This is a genomic window from Pedococcus cremeus, assembly GCF_900111375.1.
Lineage (GTDB): Bacteria > Actinomycetota > Actinomycetes > Actinomycetales > Dermatophilaceae > Pedococcus_A > Pedococcus_A cremeus.
Genome location: NZ_FOHB01000001.1, coordinates 310,691 through 335,459, shown reverse-complemented (window position 1 = coordinate 335,459; position 24,769 = coordinate 310,691). Strand labels below are relative to the sequence as shown.

General features: G+C 71.8%; 22 protein-coding genes. 16 read left to right on the top strand and 6 right to left on the bottom strand.

Going from position 1 to position 24,769, the window contains the following annotated elements; genetic code table 11:
- Positions 1-47: 47 nt before the first annotated feature.
- Positions 48-998 (top strand): ABC transporter ATP-binding protein, encoded by a 951-nt coding sequence (locus tag BMW78_RS01515; RefSeq protein ID WP_218144189.1) that lies wholly within the window; start codon positions 48-50, stop codon positions 996-998.
- Entirely contained in the window at positions 995-2,185 is a 1,191-nt protein-coding gene (locus tag BMW78_RS01510) for an ABC transporter permease (RefSeq protein ID WP_091755707.1), read from the top strand. Before BMW78_RS01515 ends, BMW78_RS01510 begins: the two co-directional genes overlap by 4 nt.
- A 24-nt stretch (positions 2,186-2,209) precedes the next feature.
- Here BMW78_RS01510 and BMW78_RS01505 read toward each other — a convergent pair whose 3' ends face one another.
- Positions 2,210-3,535 carry an AI-2E family transporter gene (locus tag BMW78_RS01505; protein WP_091755706.1) on the bottom strand — a complete coding sequence of 442 codons (1,326 nt, stop codon included), beginning with the start codon at positions 3,533-3,535 and terminating at the stop codon, positions 2,210-2,212.
- 80 nt (positions 3,536-3,615) lie between these two features.
- Positions 3,616-4,953, bottom strand: a complete 1,338-nt coding sequence (ccrA, locus tag BMW78_RS01500; RefSeq protein ID WP_091756495.1) for a crotonyl-CoA carboxylase/reductase — start codon at positions 4,951-4,953, stop codon at positions 3,616-3,618.
- Positions 4,954-5,252: 299 nt separating this feature from the next.
- On the opposite strand from ccrA, the gene BMW78_RS01495 reads away from it, so the two are divergent.
- Positions 5,253-6,458, top strand: a complete 1,206-nt coding sequence (locus BMW78_RS01495; RefSeq protein WP_091755705.1) for a glycoside hydrolase family 15 protein — start codon at positions 5,253-5,255, stop codon at positions 6,456-6,458.
- 72 nt (positions 6,459-6,530) lie between these two features.
- Here BMW78_RS01495 and mce read toward each other — a convergent pair whose 3' ends face one another.
- Positions 6,531-6,974: a methylmalonyl-CoA epimerase gene (gene mce / locus BMW78_RS01490; RefSeq protein WP_091755704.1), complete on the bottom strand. Its 444-nt coding sequence runs from the start codon at positions 6,972-6,974 to the stop codon at positions 6,531-6,533.
- 68 nt (positions 6,975-7,042) lie between these two features.
- On the opposite strand from mce, the gene gatC reads away from it, so the two are divergent.
- Genes gatC through gatB form a run of 3 tightly spaced genes read left to right on the top strand, consistent with a single transcriptional unit; the run spans position 7,043 to position 10,441 of the window.
- Positions 7,043-7,339, top strand: a complete 297-nt coding sequence (gatC, locus tag BMW78_RS01485; RefSeq protein WP_091755703.1) for an Asp-tRNA(Asn)/Glu-tRNA(Gln) amidotransferase subunit GatC — start codon at positions 7,043-7,045, stop codon at positions 7,337-7,339.
- A gap of 28 nt (positions 7,340-7,367) precedes the next feature.
- Positions 7,368-8,885: an Asp-tRNA(Asn)/Glu-tRNA(Gln) amidotransferase subunit GatA gene (gatA, locus tag BMW78_RS01480; protein WP_091755701.1), complete on the top strand. Its 1,518-nt coding sequence runs from the start codon at positions 7,368-7,370 to the stop codon at positions 8,883-8,885.
- A gap of 5 nt (positions 8,886-8,890) precedes the next feature.
- Positions 8,891-10,441 carry an Asp-tRNA(Asn)/Glu-tRNA(Gln) amidotransferase subunit GatB gene (gene gatB, locus BMW78_RS01475; protein ID WP_091755699.1) on the top strand — a complete coding sequence of 517 codons (1,551 nt, stop codon included), beginning with the start codon at positions 8,891-8,893 and terminating at the stop codon, positions 10,439-10,441.
- Between the two features lie 83 nt (positions 10,442-10,524).
- On the opposite strand, the gene BMW78_RS01470 is transcribed toward gatB, so the two are convergent.
- The gene (locus BMW78_RS01470; protein ID WP_091755697.1) at positions 10,525-11,721 is read right to left on the bottom strand and encodes a PQQ-dependent sugar dehydrogenase; all 1,197 of its coding nucleotides are present in this window, start codon (positions 11,719-11,721) and stop codon (positions 10,525-10,527) included.
- Positions 11,722-11,835: 114 nt separating this feature from the next.
- On the opposite strand from BMW78_RS01470, the gene BMW78_RS01465 reads away from it, so the two are divergent.
- A complete protein-coding gene (locus tag BMW78_RS01465) occupies positions 11,836-12,765 on the top strand; it encodes a 2-hydroxyacid dehydrogenase (RefSeq protein WP_091755695.1) in 930 nt (309 codons plus the stop codon).
- 10 nt (positions 12,766-12,775) lie between these two features.
- Here BMW78_RS01465 and BMW78_RS01460 read toward each other — a convergent pair whose 3' ends face one another.
- Positions 12,776-14,152, bottom strand: coding sequence for a pyridoxal phosphate-dependent decarboxylase family protein (locus BMW78_RS01460; RefSeq protein WP_091755693.1), 1,377 nt, complete (start codon positions 14,150-14,152; stop codon positions 12,776-12,778).
- Between the two features lie 85 nt (positions 14,153-14,237).
- On the opposite strand from BMW78_RS01460, the gene BMW78_RS01455 reads away from it, so the two are divergent.
- From BMW78_RS01455 to BMW78_RS01420, 8 genes are all read left to right on the top strand, one after another.
- Complete coding sequence (locus BMW78_RS01455; protein ID WP_091755691.1) at positions 14,238-15,323, top strand: WD40/YVTN/BNR-like repeat-containing protein; 1,086 nt, start codon at positions 14,238-14,240, stop codon at positions 15,321-15,323.
- Positions 15,324-15,328: 5 nt separating this feature from the next.
- Complete coding sequence (locus BMW78_RS01450; protein WP_245735603.1) at positions 15,329-15,613, top strand: MoaD/ThiS family protein; 285 nt, start codon at positions 15,329-15,331, stop codon at positions 15,611-15,613.
- 51 nt (positions 15,614-15,664) lie between these two features.
- Positions 15,665-16,189, top strand: a complete 525-nt coding sequence (locus tag BMW78_RS01445) for a SixA phosphatase family protein (protein ID WP_091755687.1) — start codon at positions 15,665-15,667, stop codon at positions 16,187-16,189.
- A 69-nt stretch (positions 16,190-16,258) separates the two neighbouring features.
- Positions 16,259-17,980, top strand: coding sequence for a dihydroxy-acid dehydratase (gene ilvD, locus BMW78_RS01440; protein WP_091755685.1), 1,722 nt, complete (start codon positions 16,259-16,261; stop codon positions 17,978-17,980).
- Between the two features lie 253 nt (positions 17,981-18,233).
- Positions 18,234-20,051, top strand: a complete 1,818-nt coding sequence (locus BMW78_RS01435; protein WP_091756493.1) for an acetolactate synthase large subunit — start codon at positions 18,234-18,236, stop codon at positions 20,049-20,051.
- A 10-nt stretch (positions 20,052-20,061) separates the two neighbouring features.
- A complete protein-coding gene (gene ilvN / locus BMW78_RS01430; RefSeq protein WP_091755683.1) occupies positions 20,062-20,574 on the top strand; it encodes an acetolactate synthase small subunit in 513 nt (170 codons plus the stop codon).
- Positions 20,575-20,697: 123 nt separating this feature from the next.
- Entirely contained in the window at positions 20,698-21,726 is a 1,029-nt protein-coding gene (gene ilvC / locus BMW78_RS01425; RefSeq protein ID WP_091756491.1) for a ketol-acid reductoisomerase, read from the top strand.
- A gap of 117 nt (positions 21,727-21,843) precedes the next feature.
- Positions 21,844-22,365, top strand: a complete 522-nt coding sequence (locus tag BMW78_RS01420; RefSeq protein WP_091755681.1) for a DedA family protein — start codon at positions 21,844-21,846, stop codon at positions 22,363-22,365.
- Here the strand turns inward: BMW78_RS01420 and BMW78_RS01415 are convergent.
- Positions 22,362-23,135, bottom strand: coding sequence for an SDR family oxidoreductase (locus BMW78_RS01415; RefSeq protein ID WP_091755679.1), 774 nt, complete (start codon positions 23,133-23,135; stop codon positions 22,362-22,364). The two genes, BMW78_RS01420 and BMW78_RS01415, sit on opposite strands and share 4 nt — an antisense overlap.
- A 126-nt stretch (positions 23,136-23,261) precedes the next feature.
- Here BMW78_RS01415 and BMW78_RS01410 point away from each other — a divergent pair, with 126 nt between their 5' ends.
- Positions 23,262-24,710, top strand: coding sequence for a sugar porter family MFS transporter (locus BMW78_RS01410; protein ID WP_245735602.1), 1,449 nt, complete (start codon positions 23,262-23,264; stop codon positions 24,708-24,710).
- The last annotated feature ends 59 nt before the right edge of the window (positions 24,711-24,769 follow it).

Below are 24,769 nucleotides of genomic sequence, written 5' to 3'. Positions count from 1 at the left end.
ACCTTCGGCCCTGTCGACGACCCCTGGGGCCGGGCGACGGTGGACGCGTGCCAGTGGGTACAGCGGGGCTGCGGGTCGACCGCGTGGTGCACGCCTTCGGGGAGCGGGTGGCGCTCGACGGCGTCTCCTGCGCGGTGCCGCCGGGGCGCCTGACGGGACTGCTCGGGCCCAACGGAGCCGGGAAGACCACGCTCATGCGGATCCTGCTCGGCGTGCTCACCCCCGACGGCGGGGAGGTCTGGCTCGACGCGCAGAGGCTTCAGGACGTGCACGACCGCCGGTCCTGGGGCTACATGCCCCAGGAGCGTGGTCTGTATCCCGCGATGACGGCCGGCGCGCAGGTGGTGCACTTCGGCCGGCTGCACGGGCTCTCGCGCACCGAGGCCACCGCTCGTGCCCACGCGCTGCTCGACGAGCTCGAGCTCGGCGATCGGTGGGAGGAGCGCAGCGACCGGCTGTCGGGCGGCATGCAGCAGCGGCTGCAGCTGGCGACCGCGCTGGTGCACGCGCCCGGGGTCGTCGTGCTCGACGAGCCCTTCGCCGGTCTAGACCCGGTGGCCGTCGAGCAGCTGTCGGCCATGCTGCGGCAGCGGGCGGCCGACGGCTGCCTGGTGCTCTTCTCGAGCCACCAGCTCGACCTCGTGCAGGACCTGTGCGAGGACATCGTCATGGTCGACCACGGCCGCACCGTGCTCGCCGGCTCGGTCTCGGAGCTGCGGGCCGCCTCGGGCCAGCGCCGGCTGCGGCTCCACGTGGAGTCGCCCGATCGCGGTTGGCTGCGCCCGTTCGAGCAGCCCGGCGACGGGGTGCGGGTGGTCAGCGACCACACCGACGACCTGCGGCTGACGGTTCCGCCAGACGTCGACCCGCTCGCCGTGCTCGACGCCGCGCGCTCGAGTGGTCGCGTCCTCGACTTCGGCCTCGAGCTGCCCACCCTCTCGGAGCTGTTCCTGGCGGCCGTGTCAGCCGAACCCGTGCCGGAGGAGGTGCACCGATGACGTGGTGGCGAGGCACCGGACTGGTGGCCCAGCGCAGCCTGTTGGAGACCTTCCGCTCACGCACCTACCGGATCATCACCGCCCTGCTGCTGCTCGCCTCGGCCGCGGCGGTCGTGGTGCCGCGGCTCGTCCTCGACCAGCCCACGACCTACACCCTGGCCACGGTGGGGGAGGCGCCCCAGCCGCTGCGGGCCGCCCTGGAGTCGGCCGCCAGGCGGGGTGACTTCACGGTCGAGTACACCGCCCGTGCCGACGCCCCGGCCGTCCGGCAGGCCGTGCGCGACGGCGACGCCACGGCGGGCCTCGCCGACAGCACCCTCTTCACCGCGAGCGAGGTCGACCAGACCTTCCCCGGCCTCGTGTCGCAGGCGGTGGTGACCCTCGAGTCGGCGGCCCGCCTGCGCGCAGCGGGGCTGACCCCTGAGCAGATCGCCTCGCTCGCGTCCGTGCGGCCGCCACAGCAGGTGACCGTGCGCCGGGTGGCCAGCAGCGAGCGGGCAGCCGTCGGGTTCGGGGTCGGCATCGCCCTCTACCTCGCCCTCACCTTCGCGGGCAGCGCGATCTCGACAGCCGTCGCGGTCGAGAAGTCGACCCGTGTCTCGGAGGTGCTGCTCGCGGTGCTGCGCCCCAGCCAGGTGCTCGTCGGCACGGTCTCCGCCGTCGGTGCCGCCACGCTGGCGCAGCTGCTCGTGCTCGGGGTGCCACTCGCGGTCGCCGTGCGGCTCGGCTACGTCGGCCTGCCGTCCGTGGCCAGCGGCGACCTCGCGCTCGCCGTGGTGTGGTTCGTGCTGGGGTTCGCGGTCTACGCCTTCCTGTTCGCCGCGTCGGCAGCGCTGGTCGACAAGGTCACCGAGGCGAGTGCGGCCGTCGCGCCGGTGACCACCGTGCTGGTGATCGGCTACATGCTGAGCATCATCGTCGTGATGGGCGACCCCTCGAGCGCCTGGGGCACCGTGATCTCGATGTTCCCGCTGAGCGCGCCGATGGCGATGCCCATCCGGTGGTCCGGGGGCGAGGTGCCGGTCTGGCAGCTGGTGACCGCCATGGCGCTCACCGCCGGCACGGCGGTGCTGCTGGTGTATGCCGGGTCGGCCGTCTACCAGCGGGCGCTCGTGATCACCGGCCACCGGGTCCGCTGGCACGAGCTGTTCCGTCGCCCGAGCGAGAACGCCCACGCCGCGAGGTGAGTCCGCATCCGCGGCTGCACACGGTCAGTGGCGGTGCTGGCGGGGGAGCAGCACCTCTTCGTAGAGCAGCAGCAGCCCGGCCGCGATCGGGATGGCGAGCAGGGCGCCGAGGATGCCGAGGAGCGTGCCGCCGGCGAGGGCCGCGACGACCGTGACCGCACCGGGCACCGAGACGGTGCGCTGCATGATGCGCGGCACCACCAGGTAGTTCTCGACCTGCTGGTAGACGATGTAGTAGATGAGGGCGATGATCGCCTTGCGCGGCTCGTCGAAGAGGGCGACCGTGCACACCAGCCCGGCGCCGAGCGAGGCACCCACCATGGGCACGAGCCCGAGGACGCCGACGAGCACCGCCAGCACCGCGGCATACGGGATGCCGACGATGGTCATCATCAGCCAGCTGAAGCAGGCGTTGATGGTCGCCACGGCGACCTGTCCGATGGCGTAGGAGCCGGTGCGCCGCATGATCTCCTCCGACAGGGAGATCACGCGCGGGCGGCGGGACGCGGGCACCATGCCGTAGGCGGCGCCCTTGACCTTGGGCAGGTTCGCGAGGAAGAACAGCGTCAGGATGAGCACGGTGAAGAACTGGAAGACGCCGGTGAGGACCGCGCGCCCGGCGCCCAGCACGCCGCCGAAGACCTGGCTGAGGAACGTGCTGTCGGTGATGCGCTTGTTGAACTCCTGGGAGATCTTGTCGACCAGGTGGTAGTCGCGGTCGACCTGACGCACGACTCGGCTGTCGAGGACGTGGTTGACGTAGCTCGGCGCCTCCTGCACCAGCTGGGTGCCCTGGTCGACGACGGGCGGCACGACGAGCAGGCCGAGCAGCGTGAAGATCACGACGACCCCGGCGAAGACGATGGCCACGGCGGCCGGGCGCTTGATGTCACGACGGGTCAGGAACGACACGATCGGGTCGAGCGCGAGGGTGAGGAACATCGCCACCACGACCAGCGTGATGACGGTGCCGAGCCGGCCGATGAGGTGCCAGAGCCCGAGCGCGACGATGACGCCGAACGCGCCGACGAAGCCGACGTAGAACGGCGACTGGCGGTTCAGCGGGCGACCGGCCCGGCCGAAGCGGCGCTCGTCGGCGGCGACCTCCGGGGTAGCGACCTCCTCCGCTCCCTCAGCGGGAGCGGGCGGCCCGGCGGCCTCGCCCTCGGGTGCCGGCGCCGGCGCGGGCCTGTTGGCACCCTCCACCGGGGGCAGCACCGTGGAGAGCAGGTCGCGCTGCAGGCGCACGTCCTCCTCGCCGACCTGTCCGGGTACCTCACCCCACGGCCGGTTGCTCTCCCGGAGTGCCTCGCGCTGGCGGCGCCGGAACTCCCTCCACCGATCCCACATATGACGGACCTCCCGCGGCGAGCCTAGTGCCACGGGAGGTCCGTCACGGGAGGACCCGCGAGACGCGCGGGTCCTGCTCGTCAGGCGTTGCGGAAGCGGTTGATCGCGCCGAGGTGCTGCTGGCGCTTGGCCTCGTTGGTGACGCCCAACCCGGCCTCCGGAGAGAGGGTGAGCACGCCCACCTTGCCCTGGTGCAGGTTCCGGTGGACGTCGTAGGCGGCCTGCCCGACGTCCTCCATCGTGTAGGTCTTCGACAGGGTCGGGTGGATCAGCCCGCGGCTGATGAGGTCGTTGGCCTCCCACGCCTCGCGGTAGTTGGCGAAGTGGGAGCCGATGACCCGCTTGAGGCTCATCCAGAGGTAGCGGTTGTCGTACTCGTGCATGTAGCCGCTGGTCGAGGCGCAGGTGACGATGGTGCCGCCCTTGCGGGCGACGTAGACCGAGGCGCCGAAGGTCTCGCGGCCGGGGTGCTCGAAGACGATGTCGACGTCCTTGCCCCCGGTGAGCTCACGGATCCGGGCACCGAGGCGCTTCCACTCCTTGGGGTCCTGGGTCGTCTCGTCCTTCCAGAACTTGTAGCCCTCGGCATTGCGGTCGATGACCAGCTCGGCGCCCATCGCGCGGCAGATCTCCGCCTTGTCGGGGGAGGAGACGACGCACACCGGTGTCGCGCCGCCGGCGAGGGCCATCTGGGTCGCGTAGGAGCCGAGGCCGCCGGAGGCGCCCCAGATCAGCACCGTGTCACCGAGCTTCATGCCCGCGCCGTTGCGCGAGATGAGCTGGCGGTATGCCGTGCTGTTCACCAGGCCCGGGGAGGCGGCCTCCTCCCACGTCAGGTGGTCGGGCTTGGGCATCAGCTGGTTGGTCTTGACGATCGCGAGCTCGGCGAGGCCGCCGAAGTTGGTCTCGAAGCCCCAGATGCGCTGCTCCGGGTCGAGCATCGTGTCGTTGTGGCCGTCGGCGCTCTCGAGCTCGACGGAGAGGCAGTGGGCCACGACCTCCTGCCCCGGCTTCCACTTGTGCACGCCGGGGCCGGTGCGCAGCACGACGCCGGCGAGGTCGGAGCCGACGACGTGGTAGGGCAGGTCGTGGCGCTTGGCGTACTCGGAGGTGCGGCCGTAGCGCTCGAGGAAGCCGAAGGTGGAGACCGGCTCGAAGATCGAGGTCCAGACCGTGTTGTAGTTGATGGCGCTGGCCATCACGGCCACGAGCGCCTCACCGGGCGCCAGCTCGGGCACCGGCACCTCGTCGACGTGCAGTGACTTTCGGGGGTCCTTGTCGCGGCTGGCCAGGCCCTCGAACATGTCCACCTCGTCCTTGTGGACGGTGACGGCGCGGTAGGTCTCGGGGACGGCCAGACCGGCATACGTCTCCTTCGTGCGGTCGCCCGAGAGGATGGCGTCGCGGATCTCCTGCATCACGGGGAACTCCTCGGCGTTGATGGAGCGGACAGGTTGCGCCGAACCTAGTGCGGCCTCCTCGTGGCGGAGCGGCGTTTGAGACGGCGGTCACGCGGTGACCTGTCTCACGTGACACCCGGAACGGCCCGCGCCGCAGGCTTTTCGGTGAACGCAGCAGGTTTGTCGGGCAACTCCGGCCGGCTGGGGCGTCGCGCCACCCATAATCGGGGGCCTCGGGCAGAAGCGTCCGATCATGGGCAGCACGAGACGGGCGGTGGTGACGGGTGCGCAGAGCAGTCAGGGCTGCAGGCGCCGTCGTGGCCGCCGCAGCGGTGCTCGGCACCGGTTCGCTGGCCTTCGGCCCGTCGGAGCTCGCCGTCGACCCGATCCTCATCACGCCGTCGTCCTGGGTACCGGACACCGCCACCCGTGCCGGGGCAGCCGCCTCCGCCGCCACCGACGCGTGGCTCGCGGCCGGCCGGGTCCCCGGCCGCGGGACCCGCTGGGAGGGCATGTCGCGCCGGGCGCTGTCCGACCTGCGCGAGCTGGTGCGCTCGAACGGTGCGGTGCTCGCAGGGGCGGCCGACCGGTGGCAGTACGTCTGGCCCCGGGACAGCGCGTTCGTCGCGGTCGCCCTCGCCGAGACCGGACACCCCGAGGAGGCGCAGCGGGTGCTCGGCTTCCTCGACCGGCTGCCGCTCGACCCCGAGAGCGGCTTCGAGGCCCGCTACCGCCTCGACGGGTCGGGGCCACCCGACGACCGCGAGCCCCAGCTCGACGGCTGCGGCTGGGTGCTCTGGGCCCTCGAGCGCGTGCACGCCGCCGGTGACCGCTCCCTCGCCGACTCCTTCGCAGGTCTGCAGGACCGCTGCACCGACCACCTGCTCGCGGTCACTGACGACGGCCGCCGGCTGCCCCCCGACTCGCCGGACTACTGGGAGGTGAGCGAGTGGCGCACGACGCTCGGCACGGCGGCGCCCGTGCTCTCCGGCCTCGGCCACAGCGCCGACCTGTATGCCGCGCGCGGCCTCGCGCAGCGCGGTGACCGGGTGCGAGCGGCCGCGACGCGGCTGGCCCGTCAGGTGGACCGCCACTTCGGGTCGGGGTACCAGCGGTACGGCGGCAGCGGCGGGCTCGACGCGGCGGTGGCCATGCTCATGCCGCCGTTCGTGCCGGAGCGCCACGGGGTCGTCACGGCCTGGACCCGCTACCAGGTCGAGGCGCTGCGGACCGCCGGAGGCCTGGCGCCCGGCACCTCGTGGAAGCAGGACGGGGTCTCGTGGACCCCGGAGACGGCCCTCGTCGCCTACACCGCGGCAGCGTCGGGGCGTGAGGGCACCGCGGCATACTGGCTCGACTGGCTCGACGACCACCGCACGCCGTGGGGCAGCCTGCCCGAGAAGGTGACGGCGCGGGGGAAGCCCGCCGGGCCGGGACCGCTGGCCTGGACCGCCGCGCTCGTGGTTCTGGCGCTGGCCGAGGCCGATGACGCGCCCCCGAGCGCCGAGGTCGCGGGGACCTGAGCTGACGAGCTGTGGGCCGATCCCTCGGGGCCGGTCGGCCGAGCGCTTGGTCTAGTGGGCCGAGCGCTTGGTCTAGTGGGCCGCGTCCCCGGCCGGCTCGACCAGCTCGACGAGGATGCCTCCCGCGTCCTTGGGGTGGATGAAGTTGATCCGCGAGTCCGACGTGCCCCGCTTGGCCTCGGGGTAGAGCAGGCGCACGCCCCGCTCGCGCAGCACCGCGCTGACGGCGTCGACGTCCTCGACCCGGTAGGCCATCTGCTGGATGCCCGGGCCGGAGCGGTCGAGGAACTTCGCGATGGTCGACTCCGGCGAGAGCGGGGCCAGCAGCTGGATGCAGGAGCCCGAGTCGCCCACGGCCATCATGGCCTCGCGGACACCCTGCTCCTCGTTGACCTCCTCGTGGGCCAGCGTCATGCCGTAGGTGTCGCGGTAGAACGCGATGGCCTCGTCGAGGTCGGCCACGGCGACGCCGACATGGTCGATGGCGGTGAACAACGGGGTCGGGACGGCAGTCATGCGCGCAGCCTAGAGGCGGGCGGGACCGCGGGCCGGTGACCTGTGAGCCAGCCCATAGACTGGCACCCATGTCTTCACTGTCCAGGGATGACGTCGCGCACCTCGCCGGCCTCGCCCGCATTGACCTCTCCGACGCGGAGCTCGACAAGATGGTCGGCGAGCTCTCGGTGATCCTCGAGTCGGTCGCCAAGGTGCAGCAGGCCGGCGCCGAGGACGCGCCGCCGATGTCGCACCCGATGCCGCTGACCAACGTGACGCGGCCCGACGAGGTGCGACCCTCCCTCGGGGCCGACGCCGCGCTCGCGATGGCCCCCGCCTCGGAGCTGCAGCGCTTCTCCGTGCCGCGCATCCTCGCCGAAGACTGACCTCCGCACCGACAGGACACCACCACCCGTGAGCACCGACATCATCCGCTCCAGCGCGGCCGAGATCGCTGACGCGCTCGCCCGACGCGAGGTCAGCTCCGTCGAGGTCACCTCGGCCCACCTCGACCGGATCGCCGCCGTCGACGGCGACGTCCACGCCTTCCTCCACGTCGACGCCGAGGGCGCGCTCGCCGCGGCCCGTGCGGTCGACGACCGCCGCGCCGCCGGCGAGGAGCTGCACGTCATGGCGGGCGTGCCGATCGCCGTCAAGGACGTCATGGCCACCAAGGGCCTGCCGACCACCTGCGGCTCCAAGATCCTCGAGGGCTGGATCCCGCCCTACGACGCCACGCTCGTCAGCCGCCTGCGCGCGGCCGGCATGCCCATCCTGGGCAAGACCAACATGGACGAGTTCGCCATGGGGTCCTCCACCGAGCACTCCGCCTACGGCCCCACCCGCAACCCGTGGGACCTCGAGCGCATCCCCGGCGGCTCCGGGGGCGGGTCGTCCGCCGCCGTCGCGGCCTTCGAGGCGCCGCTGGCCATCGGCACCGACACGGGTGGCTCGATCCGGCAGCCCGCCGCGGTCACCGGCACCGTCGGCACCAAGCCCACCTACGGCGGCGTCTCCCGCTACGGCCTCGTCGCGCTCGCCTCCAGCCTCGACCAGGCCGGCCCCTGCTCGCGCACCGTGCTGGATGCCGCGCTGCTCCACTCGGTGATCGGCGGTCACGACCCGATGGACTCGACCTCCATCGACGCGCCCGCCCCGCCGGTCGTCGAGGCGGCCCGCCGCGGCGACGTCAAGGGCATGCGCATCGGCGTGGTCAAGGAGCTCGGGGGCGAGGGCTACCAGCCCGGCGTGCGCGCCCGCTTCGAGGAGTCGGTGCAGCTGCTCGTCGACGCCGGCGCGGAGGTCGTCGAGGTCTCCTGCCCGAGCTTCGACTTCGCGCTCGCTGCCTACTACCTGATCCTCCCCAGCGAGGCGTCGTCGAACCTCGCCAAGTTCGACGCGATGCGCTACGGCCTGCGGGTGCTGCCCGAGGGCGTCGACGACCCGAGCGCCGAGCAGGTCATGGCCGCCACCCGCGACGCCGGCTTCGGCGACGAGGTCAAGCGCCGCATCATCCTCGGCACCTACGCGCTGAGCTCCGGCTACTACGACGCCTACTACGGCCAGGCCCAGAAGGTGCGCACGCTCATCTCGCGCGACTTCTCCGCGGCGTTCGACAAGGTCGACGTGCTCGTCAGCCCCACCGCGCCGACGACGGCGTTCCGGCTCGGCGAGAAGCTCGACGACCCGATGGCCATGTACCTCAACGACATCGCCACCATCCCGGCCAACCTCGCCGGCGTGCCCGGCATGTCGCTGCCGAGCGGCGTCGCCGAGGAGGACGGCCTGCCCACCGGCATCCAGATCCTGGCCCCGGCCACCGAGGACGCCCGCCTCTACCGGGTCGGCGCCGTGCTGGAGAAGCTGCTCGTCGACCAGTGGGGCGGTCCGCTGCTGGCGACGGCACCCGAGCTGACCGCGAAGGGAGCGTGAGCGGCATGAGCACCGCCACCACCGAGCCCGTCCTGTCCTACGACGAGGCGCTCGAGAAGTTCGACCCCGTGATGGGCCTCGAGGTCCACGTCGAGCTCAACACGAAGACCAAGATGTTCTGCGGCTGCGCCACCGAGTTCGGGGCCGAGCCCAACACCCAGGTCTGCCCGGTCTGCCTCGGCCTGCCCGGCGCCCTGCCGGTGGTGAACGAGAAGGCCGTGGAGTCGGCCATCCGCATCGGCCTGGCACTCAACTGCGAGATCGCCGAGTGGTGCCGCTTCGCCCGGAAGAACTACTTCTACCCGGACATGCCGAAGAACTTCCAGACCTCGCAGTACGACGAGCCGATCGCCTTCAACGGCTGGCTCGACGTGGAGATCCCCGCCGCCTCGGGGGACGGCACCGAGGTCTTCCGTGTCGAGATCGAGCGCGCCCACATGGAGGAGGACACCGGCAAGTCGCTGCACGTCGGCGGCTCCACCGGTCGCATCCACGGCGCCGAGTACTCGCTCGTCGACTACAACCGTGCCGGCATCCCGCTGATCGAGATCGTCACCAAGCCGCTCAGGGGCGCCGGCGAGCGGGCACCGGAGGTCGCCAAGGCCTACGTCGCCACGCTGCGCGACCTGCTGCGCGCCCTGCACGTCTCCGACGTCCGCATGGAGCAGGGGTCGCTGCGCTGCGACGCCAACCTCTCGCTGCGCGCCAAGGCGGCCGACGGCCAGGCGCAGGACGACGTGCCGCTCGGCACCCGCACCGAGACCAAGAACGTCAACTCGCTGCGCTCGGTCGAGCGGGCGGTACGGTACGAGATCTGCCGCCAGGCGGCGATCCTCGATGGCGGCGACAAGGTCACCCAGGAGACCCGCCACTGGCACGAGGACACCGGCGTGACCACCAGTGGTCGCGAGAAGTCCGACGCCGAGGACTACCGCTACTTCCCCGAGCCGGACCTCGTGCCGGTCGCCCCGGCCCGCGAGACGGTCGACGAGCTGCGCACGACCCTGCCCGAGCCGCCGGCCCAGCGCCGCAAGCGTCTCCAGGCGGACTGGGGCTACTCCGACCTCGAGATGCGCGACGTCGTCAACGCCGGCGCCGTCGAGCTCATCGAGCTCTCGGTCGAGGCCGGTGCCACGCCGGCCGGTGCGCGCAAGTGGTGGACCGGTGAGCTGGCCCGCCGCGCCAACGCCGAGGGCAAGGGCGTCGACGAGTTCGGCGTCACGCCCGAGCACGTCGCGGAGCTCGACCGGACGGTCAAGGACGGCCGCCTCAACGACTCGATGGCCCGCCAGGTGCTCGACGGGGTCATCGCGGGCGAGGGCTCGCCGGTGGAGGTCGCCGACGCCCGCGGGCTCGAGCTGGTGCAGGACGACGACGCCCTCGAGGCCGCCGTCGACAAGGTCATCGAGGCGAACCCCGATGTGGCGGAGAAGGTCCGCAGTGGCAAGGTGCAGGCCGCCGGTGCCCTCATCGGCCAGGTCATGAAGGAGATGAAGGGCCAGGCCGACGCCGGCAAGGCCCGCCAGATCATCCTCTCCCGCCTCGGGGTCGGCTGACCTCTCCTCGAGAACTTGTGTGCCGCGTGGGCCGGCACCGGCGGTGACCTCACCGCGGGTGCCGGGCCACCGGCATACCGGGCTCAGCGCAGGGTCGAGACCGGGATGACGATGAGCTTGTCGTCACCGGGTCGGGGGTTGCCGCGCGCGGTGTTGTTGGTCAGCACCCACAGGCGACCGTCGGGGCCGACGACCACGTCGCGCAGCCGGCCGTACTCGCCGTGGAGCAGTCGCTGCGGCTGGCCTGCGACGCCGTTCCGGGTCGGGATGCGCCAGAGCGACTCCCCGCGCAGGGCGGCCATCCAGACGGTGCCGTCGGCGGTGATGGCGATGCCGCTGGGCGACGCGTCGTCGGTCGGCCACTGCCGCAGCGGGTCGACGAAGCCGCTGCGCCCGGCTCGGCCTTCCACCACCGGCCAGCCGTAGTTGGCGCCGGGCCTGATGAGGTTGAGCTCGTCCCAGGTGTTCTGCCCGAACTCGCTGGCGAACATGCGTCCCGCCCGGTCCCAGGCGATGCCCTGCACGTTGCGGTGGCCGTAGGACCAGACCGGCGAGCCCTTGAAGGGGTTGCCCGGCGCGGGCTTCCCGTTCTCGGTGACCCGCAGGATCTTGCCGCCGAGGGATCTCTTGTCCTGCGCGTTCGGACGGTTTCCCGCGTCGCCGGTCGTCACGTAGAGGTAGCCGTCAGGACCGAACTTCAGGCGGCCGCCGTTGTGGTTGCCCGCCTTGGGTATGCCGGTCAGGATCGGCTCAGGGCGGCTCGCCTTGCCGCTCGTGAAGCGCATCCGCACCACGCGGTTGTCGTTGGCCGCGGTGAGGTACAGGAAGATCGTGTGGTCGCGGGCGAAGTGCGGGGAGACGGCGACGCCCAGCAACCCGCCCTCACCGCTGGGCTCGACGCCGGGCACCCGACCGAGGTCGACGGCACGAGAGCCCTCGCGCACCTGCAGCAAGTGGGCCTTGTCGCGCAAGGTGACCAGGGCTGAGCCGTCGGGGAGGAACGCCACGGACCACGGCACGTCGAGGTGTGTCGCCAACGTGCGACGGACGGTCGGCACGCTCCTGGCGGGCCCACCCCTCGCCGCCGTGGGCGACGCGCTGCCGGCTGGGGAGGTGGCTGTCCCGCTCGGGCTCGCGGCCCCGGTGGGGGCCGGTGCCGACGAGGCGGTGGCGAGTGACGGCGCGGCGACACCGCCATCTCCTCCGGCACCCGAGGAGCAGGCGCCCGCGGCCAGTGCGGAGGCCACCAGTGTGGCCAGGGCGACGGGTGTCGTGCGCATGTCCCATTGTGCGCCCGCGCTGCTGAGGCCCGCCTGTGCCCTGCGCCGGTCGGGGGAGCGGCAGGGCAGCCCCCCGGCTGCTCCCTCACTGACGTCGGGATAGCGTCTCGGGACATGACAGTGGTGTCGCTGCCCGGGCAGGACTGGATCGACGACGTGGGGCCCGTGGAGGGGCTCGAGCTGGTCCCATGGTCGATGGACGGGCCGCCCGAGGACCGGGCCGACGAGATCCGTTTCGTCGTGCCGCCCTACATGGGTGCCGGGAAGCGGATCGGCGCGCTGGCCCACGCCCCCGCTGTCGAGTTCGTGCAGCTGCTCAGCGCCGGCTACGACGACGTGCTCGCGCAGCTGCCCGACGGCGTGGGGCTCGCCAACGCCGGAGGGGTGCACGACGCCTCGACCGCGGAGCTCGCGGTCGGGCTGGCGCTGGCGTCCCTGCGCGGCATACCCGGCTTCGTCCTCGCGCAGCGCGAGGGCCGGTGGACCTCGCCGGGCCTGTTGCCGGCGCTGGCCGACAAACGCGTGCTGGTCCTGGGCTACGGCTCGATCGGGCGCGCGGTGGTGCAGCGGCTGCTGCCCTTCGAGGTCGTGGTGACCGCGGTGGCCAGCCGGAAGCGGGAGGGCGACGACCTCGTCGACACCGTGCACGGCGTCGACGAGCTGCCCGCCCTGCTCCCGCGCCACGACGTGGTGGTCGTCATCGTGCCGCTCTCGGACGCCACGCGCGGCCTGGTCGACGCCGAGTTCCTCGCCGCGATGCCCGACGGTGCGCTGCTCGTCAACGTCGCCCGCGGCCCGGTCGTCGACACCGACGCGCTGCTGGCCGAGACCTCGAGCGGGCGGCTGCTGGCGGCCCTCGACGTGACCGACCCCGAGCCGCTGCCGCCCGACCACCCGCTGTGGACCTCACCCGGCGTTCTCATCTCCCCGCACGTCGGCGGTGCGACGTCGGCCTTCCGGCCGCGTGCGGTGCGCCTCGTGCGCGACCAGCTCGAGGCGTATGCCGCGGGGCAGCCGCTGCGCAACGTCGTGCACCCGGGCTGAGGGCCGGCCCCTACAGCCCTTCCACAGCCCGGCGCACGGCGTCGAGGCTGCGCTCGACGTCGCTGCTCGTCGTCGACCAGTTGCTCACCGAGATGCGCAGGACACTGCGTCCGTGCCAGGTGGAGCCGGTCATCCAGGCGGTGCCGTCGGCGAGCAGCCGGCGGCCGACCTCCTGGGTGCGCTCGTCGTCGCCGAACGCCGCGCACACCTGCGTGAACACCACGTCGTTCAGCACCTCCGCGGTGGGGATCGCGCGCAACCCCTCGGCGAACGCCGTGGCGTGGCGGCACAACCGGTCGACGAGCTCGTCCACACCCGAGCGGCCGAGGGACCGCAGCACCGCCCACACCGGGAAGGCGCGGCCACGCCGGGAGATCTCCGGCACCTTGTCGAAGGGTTCGCCGGCCTCGTCGTGCACGAGGTAGGCGCCGTGCATGCCCATCGAGGCCCGCACCGCGGCCGGGTCGCGCACGATGGCCAGGCCGCTGTCGTAGGGCACGTTGAGGGTCTTGTGCGCATCGGTGGCCCACGAGTCGGCGCCGTCGACCCCCGCGACGAGGTGACGGTGCGAGGCCGTGGCCCCCGCCCAGAGGCCGAAGGCGCCGTCGACGTGCACCCACGCGCCGTGCTCGCGCGCCGCGGCCATCGCGTCGGGGAAGGGGTCGAAGGCGCCCGAGTGGACGTTGCCCGCCTGCAGCACCACGACCGTCGGCCCCGCCGGCGTGCCGGCCAGCGCCTCGTGCAGGGCGTCGGCCCGCAGCCGACCCTGCTCGTCGACCGGTACGGCGTGCGGTGCGCCGAGCCCGAGGTAGCGCAGCGCGAGGTCGACGGTGTCGTGCCGCTCGGCACCGACGAGCACCCGCACCCTGGGGGCACCTTGCAGGCCCCGCCCGGCGACGTCCCACCCGACCCGGCGCAGCACGGTGTCGCGACCGGCGGCCAGGCCGGTGAAGTTGGCCATGGTGGCGCCGGTGACGAACCCGACGGCGCTGCCGGCCGGCAGCCCGAGCAGGTCGACCAGCCAGGCGCTCGTGACGTCCTCGACCGCGCTGTGGGCCGGGGTCACCCGGCGCAGCCCGGAGTTCTGGTCCCAGGCGCTCACCAGCCAGTCGGCGGCCAGCGCGGCCGGGTGCGTGCCGCCGATCACGAACCCGAAGAACCGGCCCGACGGCATACCGGTCAGGCCTGCGTCGCAGGCCTTGGCGAGCAGGTCGACGACCTCGGCGGGGTCCGCCCCCTGCTCGGGGAGCTCAGCCCCGAGCGCCTGGACCACGTCCTCGATCGACGCCTGCGGCGGCACCGGGCGGCGCTCGAGCGAGGCGAGCCAGGCCAGGGCGTGCCGGTGCGCGTGGTCGAGCGCGTCGAGACCCGACGGAGGCTGGTCCATGGCTGCAGTGTGCTCCCCGCGGCGGGGCGCGCACCAGACACGAAAACCGGGTGTCACGTGCACCGCGCGGTGCCATGCTGGCGGGATGACCGAGACCATCGTCGGCATCGGTACCCGCAAGGGCCTCTGGCTCGCGCGCAGCACCGACCGCGTCAGCTGGCAGCTCGAGGGGCCCCACTTCCTGATGAGCGAGGTGCTCTCGCTCCTGTTCGACACCCGGGCCGGCCGCAACCGGCTCCTCGTGGGTTTCCGCTCCTCGCACTGGGGCCCGTCGCTGCAGCACAGCGACGACCTCGGTCGCACGTGGGTGGAGCACCCGGAGGGCTCGATCCGGTTCCCGGAGGACACCGACACGGCCCTGAAGGCGACCTGGCAGCTGGTCGCCGATCCCCACGACGACCAGGTGGTCTGGGCCGGCACCGAGCCGCAGGGACTGTGGCGCAGCGAGGACGCCGGGGAGACGTTCACCCTGAACCGCGGGCTCTGGGACCACCCGCACCGACCCGAGTGGGGCGAGGGCGCCGGTGGAGGCGCGATCCACACCGTGCTGCCCAGCCCGGTCGACCGGCAGTCGATGCTCGTCGCGATGAGCACCGGCGGCGTCTACAACACCCGCGACGGCGGGACCTCCTGGAACCCCGGCAACAAGGGCATCCACGCCTACTTCATGCCGCACGACGAGTGGCCCGAGTTCGGCCAGTGCGTGCACAAGGTCGCCCGCGACCCGGAGGTGCCGAGCCGGCTGTACTGCCAGAACCACCGGGGCGTCTACCGGTCGGAGGACGACGGCGTCACGTGGCAGTCGATCGAGGAGGGTCTGCCGACCAACTTCGGCATGACCGTGGTGGCCCACCCGCGCCGGGGCGAGACGCTCTGGCTGGTGCCGATCACCTCCGACTACCAGCACGTGCCGCCGGACGCCCAGCTGCAGGTGCAGCGCTCCGACGACGGCGGTCGCACCTGGCGCACCCAGGCGAACGGGCTGCCGCACACGTGGACCAACGTGCTGCGCGACGCCGCCTGCACCGACGGCGACCCCGACGAGCCCGGCCTCTACGTCGGCACCCGCAACGGCGAGGTCTACGCCAGCACCGACGGGGGAGAGTCGTTCTCCCTGCTGGCCACCCAGCTGCCCGACGTCTACTGCGTGCGCGCCCTCACGGTGGCATGACCGGCATGTCCGCTCGTGTGGTGATCCCGGGAGTGCTCCGCGACCTCGCGGGTGGCGCCCACGAGCTCACCGTCGACCTGACCGAGCCCGTGTCGCTGGGCGAGGTGCTCGACGGCGCCTTCGAGCCGTGGCCCATCCTCAACTCGCGCATCCGCGACGAGCGCGGAGACATCCGCCGACACGTCAACGTCTTCGTCGACGGCGCGGACGCCAAGCGCGCGCAAGGGGTGCAGACGCCGGTGGGCCCGGCCTCGACCGTCCACGTCATCAACGCCGTCTCGGGCGGCTGAGAAGACGCTGCGGTCTGGCACCTCGGGCTCGAGACGGGCATCCTTGCGGGCATGACCTTCGCCGGCGATGACAAGGTGCTGATCCTCTTCCGTCACGCCAAGGCAGAGCAGGCCCCGGGCAAGCCCGACCGCGACCGCGAGCTCACCCACCGCGGCCGGCGCGACGCCGCCGCGGCCGGGCAGTGGCTGCGCGACAACGGTTTCGGCCCCGAGCTGGTGCTCTGCTCGCCGGCGGTACGCACCCGCCAGACGTGGGAGGCCGCCGCGGACGGCGGTGCCTGCGGCGAGCAGGTCGACTACGACGGCCGGCTCTACTCCGGTGGCGCCAGTGGTGCCCTGCAGGTGGTGCGGGAGTCCGGGGGAGAGGCCCAGGTGGTGCTCGTCGTGGGCCACAACCCCACCATGGCGACGCTCGCGAGCGGGCTCACCGAGGGCGACGGCTCGACGGCGGCGCACGAGTGCCTCGCCGCCGGTTTCCCGACCTCGGCGGTCGCCGTCATCGGCTACGCAGGGCCCTGGCACGACCTGGCCTTGGGTTCGGCGTCGCTGCTGAGGTGCCACGTCAGCAGGGGCTGAGGTGTCCGCTGGCGACCACGAAGCGAGACCGCTGTCCCACGTGCTGGACGCCGGTCCTAGACTGCGGCCATGACGACCACGGATCCCCGCACCTTCGACGGCGTCGACATCAAACCGCGCAGCCGCGACGTCACCGACGGCCTCGAGAAGACGGCCGCGCGAGGGATGCTGCGGGCGGTCGGGCTCGGCGACGACGACTTCGCCAAGCCGCAGATCGGCGTGGCCAGCTCGTGGAACGAGATCACCCCGTGCAACCTCTCGCTCGACCGGCTCGCCAAGGCGGTCAAGGACGGTGTGCACGCGGGTGGCGGGTACCCCCTCGAGTTCGGCACCATCTCCGTCTCCGACGGCATCTCGATGGGCCACGAGGGCATGCACTTCTCGCTGGTCAGCCGCGAGATCATCGCGGACTCGGTCGAGACCGTGATGAGCGCCGAGCGCCTTGACGGCTCGGTCCTGCTCGCCGGCTGTGACAAGTCGCTGCCGGGCATGCTCATGGCCGCCGCGCGCCTCGACCTCGCCTCCGTGTTCCTGTATGCCGGCACCATCCTCCCGGGGATCGCCAAGCTCTCGGACGGCACCGAGAAGGAGGTCACGATCATCGACGCCTTCGAGGCGGTCGGTGCCTGCGCGGCGGGCAAGATGTCGCGTGAGGACGTCGACGCCATCGAGCGTGCGATCTGCCCGGGCGAGGGTGCCTGCGGTGGCTTCTACACCGCCAACACCATGGCCGCGGTCGCCGAGGCGATCGGCATGTCGGTGCCCGGCTCCGCCGCGCCGCCGGCGACCGACCGCCGCCGCGACGCCTACGCGCGCAAGTCCGGCGAGGCCGTGGTCAACCTGCTGCGTCGCGGCATCACCGCCCGCGACATCATGACCAAGGAGGCGTTCGAGAACGCCATCGCCGTGGTCATGGCCTTCGGCGGCTCGACCAACGCGGTGCTGCACCTGCTCGCCATCGCGCACGAGGCCGAGGTGGACCTGACCATCGGCGACTTCCAGCGCATCGGCAGGAAGGTGCCGCACCTGGCCGACGTCAAGCCGTTCGGCAAGTTCGTCATGAAGGACATCGACCACATCGGCGGCATCCCGGTGGTCATGAAGACGCTGCTCGACGCCGACCTGCTGCACGGCGACTGCCTCACCGTGACGGGCAAGACCGTCGCCGAGAACCTCGACGAGCTCAAGCCGCCGCACATCGACGGCCGGGTGATCCGCGAGATGGACCGGCCGATCCACAAGACCGGTGGCCTGACCATCCTCACCGGGTCGCTGGCTCCCGAGGGTGCGGTCGTGAAGTCGGCCGGCTTCGACGAGGAGGTCTTCGAGGGCACAGCCCGCGTGTTCAACGGCGAGCGCGCTGCCATGGATGCTGTCGAGGACGGCTCGCTCCAGCCGGGTGACGTGGTCGTCATCCGGTACGAGGGCCCCAAGGGTGGCCCCGGCATGCGCGAGATGCTCGCCGTCACCGGCGCCATCAAGGGGGCCGGGCTGGGCAAGGACGTCCTGCTGCTCACCGACGGTCGCTTCTCCGGCGGCACGACCGGCCTGTGTGTCGGGCACGTCGCGCCCGAGGCCGTCGACGAGGGGCCCATCGCGTTCGTCCGTGACGGCGACCGCATCCGCCTCGACGTCGCGAACGGCACCCTCGACCTCGTCGTCGACGAGGAGGAGATGCAGCGCCGTCGCGCCGAGGGCGTCACGCACCCCGAGCCCAAGTACACACGCGGGGTGCTCGCGAAGTACCGCCGCCTCGTCGGCAGCGCGAGCGGCGGGGCGGTCTGCTCGTGACGGGTCGGCCGACCCGCCAGTGACTGAGACCACAGGTCCGGATCCCGAGACCGGCAGTCTCATCCATTGACACGCAATGGGGCGTGGGGGACAGTGCAGGTGTGTCACGAATTCTCGTACTCACCTAGCGCGTCCGCTCGACCGAGCGAACGCGCCACCCCTTCTGTCCCCTTGCGGGCGAAGGGTTTTTTTGTGCCAGAGCAACACCATCGACACCCGTCGGTGGCCCTCGGAGAAAGCGATCGGTGACGAAGTGAGCGACGCCAAGCCGGCAGCACCATCCCCGGCCCAGCTGGCCCAGCAGGCCCGTGCCAAGACCCCCGTCGAGGTCACCGGCGCGCAGAGCCTGGTGCTCTCCCTCGAGGCGATGGACGTCGACACCGTGTTCGGCATCCCCGGCGGTGCGATCCTCCCGGCCTACGACCCGCTGCTCGACTCGGTCAAGGTGCGCCACATCCTCGTCCGGCACGAGCAGGGCGCCGGGCACGCCGCCGAGGGCTACGCCAGCGCCACCGGTCGGGTCGGCGTCTGCATGGCGACCTCCGGGCCGGGTGCCACCAACCTCGTCACCCCGCTCGCGGACGCCTACATGGACTCGGTGCCCATGGTGGCCATCACCGGCCAGGTGAGCTCCGCCTCCATCGGCACGGATGCCTTCCAGGAGGCCGACATCCGCGGCATCACGATGCCGATCACCAAGCACAACTACCTCGTCACCGACGCTGCCGAGATCCCCCGCGTGATCGCCGAGGCCTTCCACATCGCCTCGACCGGACGGCCCGGGCCGGTGCTGGTCGACATCAGCAAGGACGCGCTGCAGTCCCGCACGACCTTCTCCTGGCCGCCGAAGTTCGAGCTGCCCGGCTACCGCCCGGTGGCGCGCCCGCACGGCAAGCAGATCCGCGAGGCGGCCCGGCTCATCGCCGAGGCCCGGCGCCCCGTCCTGTACGTCGGCGGCGGCGTCATCCGCGGTCGTGCGTCGGACGAGCTGCGGGGCCTCGTGGAGCTGACCCAGATCCCGGTCGTCACCACGCTCATGGCTCGCGGCGCGGTTCCCGACAGCCACCCGCTGCACCTGGGCATGCCGGGCATGCACGGCTCGGTGGCCGCCGTCACCGCGCTGCAGAAGGCCGACCTGCTGATCACGCTGGGCGCGCGGTTCGACGACCGCGTCACCGGCCAGCTGGCGACGTTCGCCCCGTACGCCAAGGTGATCCACGCCGACATCGACCCCGCGGAGATCTCGAAGAACCGGGTCGCCGACGTGCCGATCGTGGGTGACTGCAAGGACGTCGTCACCGACCTCATCGACGCCGTGCGCGCCGACCACGAGGCGGGCCGTCGTGGCGACTACGACGCGTGGCGCCAGGAGACGGCGCAGTGGAAGGCGACCTACCCGCTGGGCTACAGCGCTCCTGAGGACGACACCGAGGTCGCGCCCCAGCACGTCATCGAGCGGATCGGCGTCATCAGCGGCCCCGAGTCGGTGTTCGTCGCCGGTGTCGGCCAGCACCAGATGTGGGCGGCCCAGTTCGTGCAGTACGAGCGGCCGAACTCATGGGTCAACTCCGGCGGCCTCGGCACGATGGGCTTCGCGGTGCCGGCAGCCATGGGGGCCAAGGTCGCCGAGCCCGGGCGCACCGTCTGGGCCATCGACGGAGACGGCTGCTTCCAGATGACGAACCAGGAGCTGGCCACCTGCGTCATCAACGACATCCCGATCAAGGTCGCGGTGATCAACAACTCCAGCCTGGGCATGGTCCGGCAGTGGCAGTCGCTCTTCTACAACGAGCGCTACTCCAACACCGACCTGCACACCTCGGTCGGCCGGCGCATCCCGGACTTCGTGAAGCTCGCGGACGCCTACGGCTGTGTGGGCCTGCGGTGCGAGCGGCCGGAGGACGTGGACGCGACCATCCAGAAGGCCATGGAGATCAACGACGTGCCGGTGGTCGTCGACTTCGTGGTGCACCGCGACGCGATGGTCTGGCCGATGGTGCCGGCCGGCGTGAGCAACGACGACATCCAGATCGCGCGCAACATGACGCCGACCTGGGACCGCGAGGAGTGAGGGACAACCGATGACCAAGCACACCCTGTCGGTGCTGGTGGAGAACAAGCCCGGCGTGCTGACCCGGATCGCAGCGCTGTTCTCGCGGCGCGGCTTCAACATCGACTCGCTCGCCGTGGGGCCGACCGAGCACCCCGAGATCTCGCGGATGACGGTGACCGTCGAGCTCGAGGCGCTGCCGCTCGAGCAGGTCACCAAGCAGCTGAACAAGCTCGTCGAGGTGCTCAAGGTCGTCGAGCTCGAGCCGGCCGCCTCGGTGCAGCGCGAGATCCTCCTCGTGAAGGTGCGCACCGACCTGCAGAGCCGCAGCCACGTCCTGGAGACGGTGCAGCTGTTCCGCGCCAAGGTCGTCGACGTCGCCGGCGACGCCCTCACCATCGAGGTCACCGGCAACCGCGACAAGCTGAGCGCCTTCCTCGAGGTGCTCGAGCCGTTCGGCATCAAGGAGCTCGTGCAGTCGGGGATGGTGGCCATCGGCCGCGGTTCCCGCTCCATCACGGACCGGGCTCTGCGCACCGCCTGAGCCACGCGGCATACCGGCTCTTTCCCACCACCCACGAAACCGACGCACGAACCAGCGCACGAACCCAGCACACGAACCCAACACAGTCCCAACCAGGACGCCCAACCAGAAGGAGTGGCCGACGTGGCCGAGATGTTCTACGACGACGACGCAGACCTGAGTGTGATCCAGGGCAGGAAGGTGGCCGTCATCGGCTACGGCAGCCAGGGGCACGCGCACGCGCTGAACCTGCGCGACTCGGGCGTCGACGTGCGGGTCGGCCTGGCCGAGGGCAGCAAGTCCAAGGCCAAGGCCGAGGCCGAGGGCCTGACGGTGAAGTCGGTCGCCGACGCCGTGAAGGAGGCCGACCTCGTCGTCATCCTCACCCCCGACCAGGTCCAGCGGACGGTCTACTCCAACGACATCCAGCCGAACCTCAAGGAGGGCGCCGCGCTCCTCTTCGGCCACGGCTTCAACATCCGCTTCGGCTACATCAAGCCCGAGGCGGGTTCGGACGTCGTCATGGTCGCCCCCAAGGGCCCGGGCCACCTGGTGCGACGCGAGTACGTCGACGGCCGCGGGGTGCCGGTGCTCCTCGCAGTGGAGCAGGACGCCTCCGGCCACGCCTGGGACCTCGTGAAGTCGTACGCCAAGGCCATCGGCGGACTGCGCGCAGGCGGCATCAAGACCACCTTCACCGAGGAGACCGAGACCGACCTGTTCGGTGAGCAGGCGGTGCTCTGCGGTGGCGCGAGCCAGCTGATCCAGTACGGCTTCGAGACCCTCGTCGAGGCGGGCTACCAGCCCGAGGTCGCCTACTTCGAGTGCCTGCACGAGCTCAAGCTCATCGTCGACCTCATGGTCGAGGGCGGCATCGCCAAGCAGCGCTGGTCGATCTCCGACACCGCCGAGTACGGCGACTACGTCTCGGGTCCGCGCGTCATCGACCCGCGTGTGAAGGAGAACATGCAGGCGGTGCTCGGCGACATCCGCAACGGTGCCTTCGCCAAGCGCTTCATCGACGACCAGGACGCCGGCGCACCGGAGTTCAAGGAGCTGCGCGAGAAGGGTGCGCAGCACCCGATCGAGGCCACCGGCAAGGAGCTGCGCAAGCTCATGTCGTGGATCAAGGACGCCGACAGCGACTACACCGAGGGCTCTGCCGCCCGCTGACGCCGCTCTCTCACCTGCACCACCGCGTATGCCGGTGGGCCGCCTCCCCGAGGCGACCCACCGGCATACCGCGTCGTGAGGTCCCTAGGCTGGAGCCGTGAGGTCAGGAGCGGCGAAGTGACGGACGCCTTCGAGTCCTGGCCGTATGCCGCGACGCTCGCATTCTTCTTCGCCAGCGCCCTGGTGCGCTCCAACGCCACCTACTGGGCCGGCCGCGGCCTGCGTGCCGGGGGAGAGCGCACCCGCCACTCCCGGCACCTCGACCGTCCGGCGGTGGTGGCGGCCGAGCGGTTCGTGCGGCGCGTGGGCGCCCCGGCGGTCACGCTCTCGTTCCTCACGGTGGGGTTCCAGACGGCCGTCATCGCCGCCTCGGGGGCGCTCCGGATGCCCTTGAGCCGGTTCCTGCCCGCCGCGGTGGCGGGCTCCGCCGTGTGGGCGGTCGTCTACACCACGATCGGCTTCGCGGTCGTCGAGGCATGGGTGACCGGGGCGGCCAGCCCCTGGCTGCTCCTCGGGCTCGGCCTCGTGGCGACGCTCTGGGGAGCGACGGCCCTGGTGGCGCGCCGTGCGGGCCGGTCGGCGGACGGCCACTCCGAGCGGCGCGCTGCACCGGACGGCCGGCGCAGCGTGCAGGGCTAGCGTCGCAGGGACGGCAGTCGTTGCGGCTGGGTCTCCAGCCAGGCCGCGAAGGAGCGGCCGCCGGTCTCGACGTCGCCCGAGGGCACGTTGACCCGGTCGCTGAACGAGCGCAGCACGCCGCCGACCGGCGGGACTCGGACGACCCGCGGGGAGCCCTGGCCCGCGTGCTGTCGCAGCATCATGGCGACCTCGCCCATGGCGAGCACGTCGGGGCCGGCAAGGTCGGTCGTGCGCGTGAAGCCTCGAGGTACGGGGCCGGTTGCGACGTCGACCAGGTGTCCGGCCACCCAGGCGGTGTCGGCTGGCTGTACGGCCATGTCGCCGATGGAGAACGCCACTCGCCCCACCATGAGCAGCTGCGCCACGGCGGCGGCGAACGGGTGGAACTGGGTGGCCCGCACCACCGTGGCCGGGCCGCCCCACCGGGCGAGTCGCTGCTCCACCTCGGTCTTGGCGCGGTAGTAGGGGAAAGGACTGCGGTCGCAGCCCACGATGGACACGTAGACGAGGTGCGGCGGAGACGGCTGGCGTGCCAGCTCCGCGACGAGCCGGCCCGTGCCGTCGACGTCGACGCGACGCGGGCTCTGGGTCGCCGTGGCGCAGTGGATGACCGCGTCGACGCCCGCCACGACCTCGGCGAGACCCACACCGGTGCTGAGGTCGACGCCGGTGCGCCGGCTCGCCGGCCGCGCCTCGTGGCCCCGCGCGCCCAGCTCGGCCAGCACCTCGGAGCCGAGCGACCCGGAGCCACCGGTGACCAGTACGCGCATGGGGCCCAGTTTGGTGGGAGGGGGCCCTTTGCGCCTAGGGTCCTGCGGATGCGCCCGGCCGAGAGTGGCACGAGACTGGCTGAGGCGGCTGCAGAGAAGGAAGGACCCACCGTGGATCATCAACCGTTGACAGCGACTGGCCCGGAGGCCGAGGACGAGGGCACCGTCAGCAGCGGAAGGGTGGTCTCGATCGCGGGCGTCGCCGCGCTCGGCGGCTTCCTGTTCGGCTACGACAGCGCCGTCATCAACGGTGCCGTCTCGGCCATCCAGGACCAATTCGACGTGGCGCCCGGCCCGCTCGGGTTCGCGGTGGCCTCCGCGCTGCTCGGTGCCGCGCTCGGCGCCGTGGTGGCCGGTCGCATCGCCGACCGCTACGGCCGCCTGTTCGTGATGCGGGTGGCCGCCGTGCTGTTCCTCGTCAGCGCCATCGGCACCGGACTCTCCGGCAACCTCGAGGTGCTCGTGCTCTTCCGCATCGTCGGCGGCATCGGAGTGGGCGTCGCCTCCGTGATCGCGCCGGCCTACATCGCCGAGGTCTCCCCGGCACACGTGCGCGGCCGCCTCGGTTCGCTGCAACAGCTCGCCATCGTCACCGGCATCTTCATGTCGCTGCTGGTCGACTACCTGCTCGCCGGGGCGGCGGGTTCGTCCAAGGACGTGCTGTGGATGGGGCTGGAGGCCTGGCGCTGGATGTTCATCGCCATGGTGGTTCCGGCAGTCCTCTACGGCGGACTGTCGATGACCATCCCGGAGTCCCCGCGCTACCTCGTGGCGAACCACCAGGACAGCGAGGCCCGCAAGGTGCTCCGCCGCCTGATCGGCACCGACGGGGTCGACCTGCGCATCGAGCGGATCAAGGAGACGCTCCGGCACGAGACCAAGCCGTCGTGGCGCGACCTGCGCGGTCCGGCCCTCGGCCTGCTGCCGATCGTGTGGGTCGGCATCGGCCTGTCGGTCTTCCAGCAGTTCGTCGGGATCAACGTGATCTTCTACTACTCCAACGTGCTGTGGGAGGCGGTCGGCTTCAGCGAGGCCGACTCGTTCAAGATCACCGTCATCACCTCGGTGGTGAACATCGCCACCACGCTCATCGCGATCGCCTCCGTCGACCGCTACGGCCGCAAGCCGCTGCTCCTCATCGGCTCGGTCGGGATGACCGTGACCCTGGCGACGATGGCGTTCGTCTTCGGCACCGCCAACACGGTGACCGGTCCCGACGGCTCGGTCACCCCCCAGCTCACCGGCGCGCAGGGCCCGATCGCGCTCATCGCGGCAAACCTGTTCGTCGTCGCGTTCGGCATGTCCTGGGGCCCGATGGTCTGGGTGCTGCTGGGCGAGAAGTTCCCCAACCGCATCCGCGCCGCCGCCCTCTCCCTGGCCGCCGCCGCGCAGTGGGTGGCGAACTGGGTCATCACCGTCTCGTTCCCCTCGCTCAAGGACGTCTCGCTCGGCCTGGCCTACGGGTTCTACGCCGTGTGCGCCCTGCTCTCGCTGGTCTTCGTCTGGAAGTGGGTCGAGGAGACCCGCGGCAAGGAGCTCGAGGACATGCACTCCGAGGCGGTCGAGCGGGCCTAGCCGCCTCGCCCTGCCAGACCCTCGCCCGCGCCTCCCGCAGACCGGAGGCGCGGGCGAGG

Coding starts and splice junctions, on each gene's coding strand:
- ccrA (WP_091756495.1), bottom strand. CDS start 4,953: ATGCAGGAGATCCGCGACGCCATCCTCTCGGGCGACCGCACGAAGGAG.
- mce (WP_091755704.1), bottom strand. CDS start 6,974: ATGACTGCCGTCCCGACCCCGTTGTTCACCGCCATCGACCATGTCGGC.
- gatC (WP_091755703.1), top strand. CDS start 7,043: ATGTCTTCACTGTCCAGGGATGACGTCGCGCACCTCGCCGGCCTCGCC.
- gatB (WP_091755699.1), top strand. CDS start 8,891: ATGAGCACCGCCACCACCGAGCCCGTCCTGTCCTACGACGAGGCGCTC.
- BMW78_RS01465 (WP_091755695.1), top strand. CDS start 11,836: ATGACAGTGGTGTCGCTGCCCGGGCAGGACTGGATCGACGACGTGGGG.
- BMW78_RS01415 (WP_091755679.1), bottom strand. CDS start 23,135: ATGCGCGTACTGGTCACCGGTGGCTCCGGGTCGCTCGGCTCCGAGGTG.
- BMW78_RS01450 (WP_245735603.1), top strand. CDS start 15,329: ATGTCCGCTCGTGTGGTGATCCCGGGAGTGCTCCGCGACCTCGCGGGT.
- BMW78_RS01510 (WP_091755707.1), top strand. CDS start 995: ATGACGTGGTGGCGAGGCACCGGACTGGTGGCCCAGCGCAGCCTGTTG.
- ilvN (WP_091755683.1), top strand. CDS start 20,062: ATGACCAAGCACACCCTGTCGGTGCTGGTGGAGAACAAGCCCGGCGTG.
- ilvD (WP_091755685.1), top strand. CDS start 16,259: ATGACGACCACGGATCCCCGCACCTTCGACGGCGTCGACATCAAACCG.
- BMW78_RS01460 (WP_091755693.1), bottom strand. CDS start 14,152: ATGGACCAGCCTCCGTCGGGTCTCGACGCGCTCGACCACGCGCACCGG.
- BMW78_RS01505 (WP_091755706.1), bottom strand. CDS start 3,535: ATGTGGGATCGGTGGAGGGAGTTCCGGCGCCGCCAGCGCGAGGCACTC.
- BMW78_RS01470 (WP_091755697.1), bottom strand. CDS start 11,721: ATGCGCACGACACCCGTCGCCCTGGCCACACTGGTGGCCTCCGCACTG.
- BMW78_RS01445 (WP_091755687.1), top strand. CDS start 15,665: ATGACCTTCGCCGGCGATGACAAGGTGCTGATCCTCTTCCGTCACGCC.
- BMW78_RS01455 (WP_091755691.1), top strand. CDS start 14,238: ATGACCGAGACCATCGTCGGCATCGGTACCCGCAAGGGCCTCTGGCTC.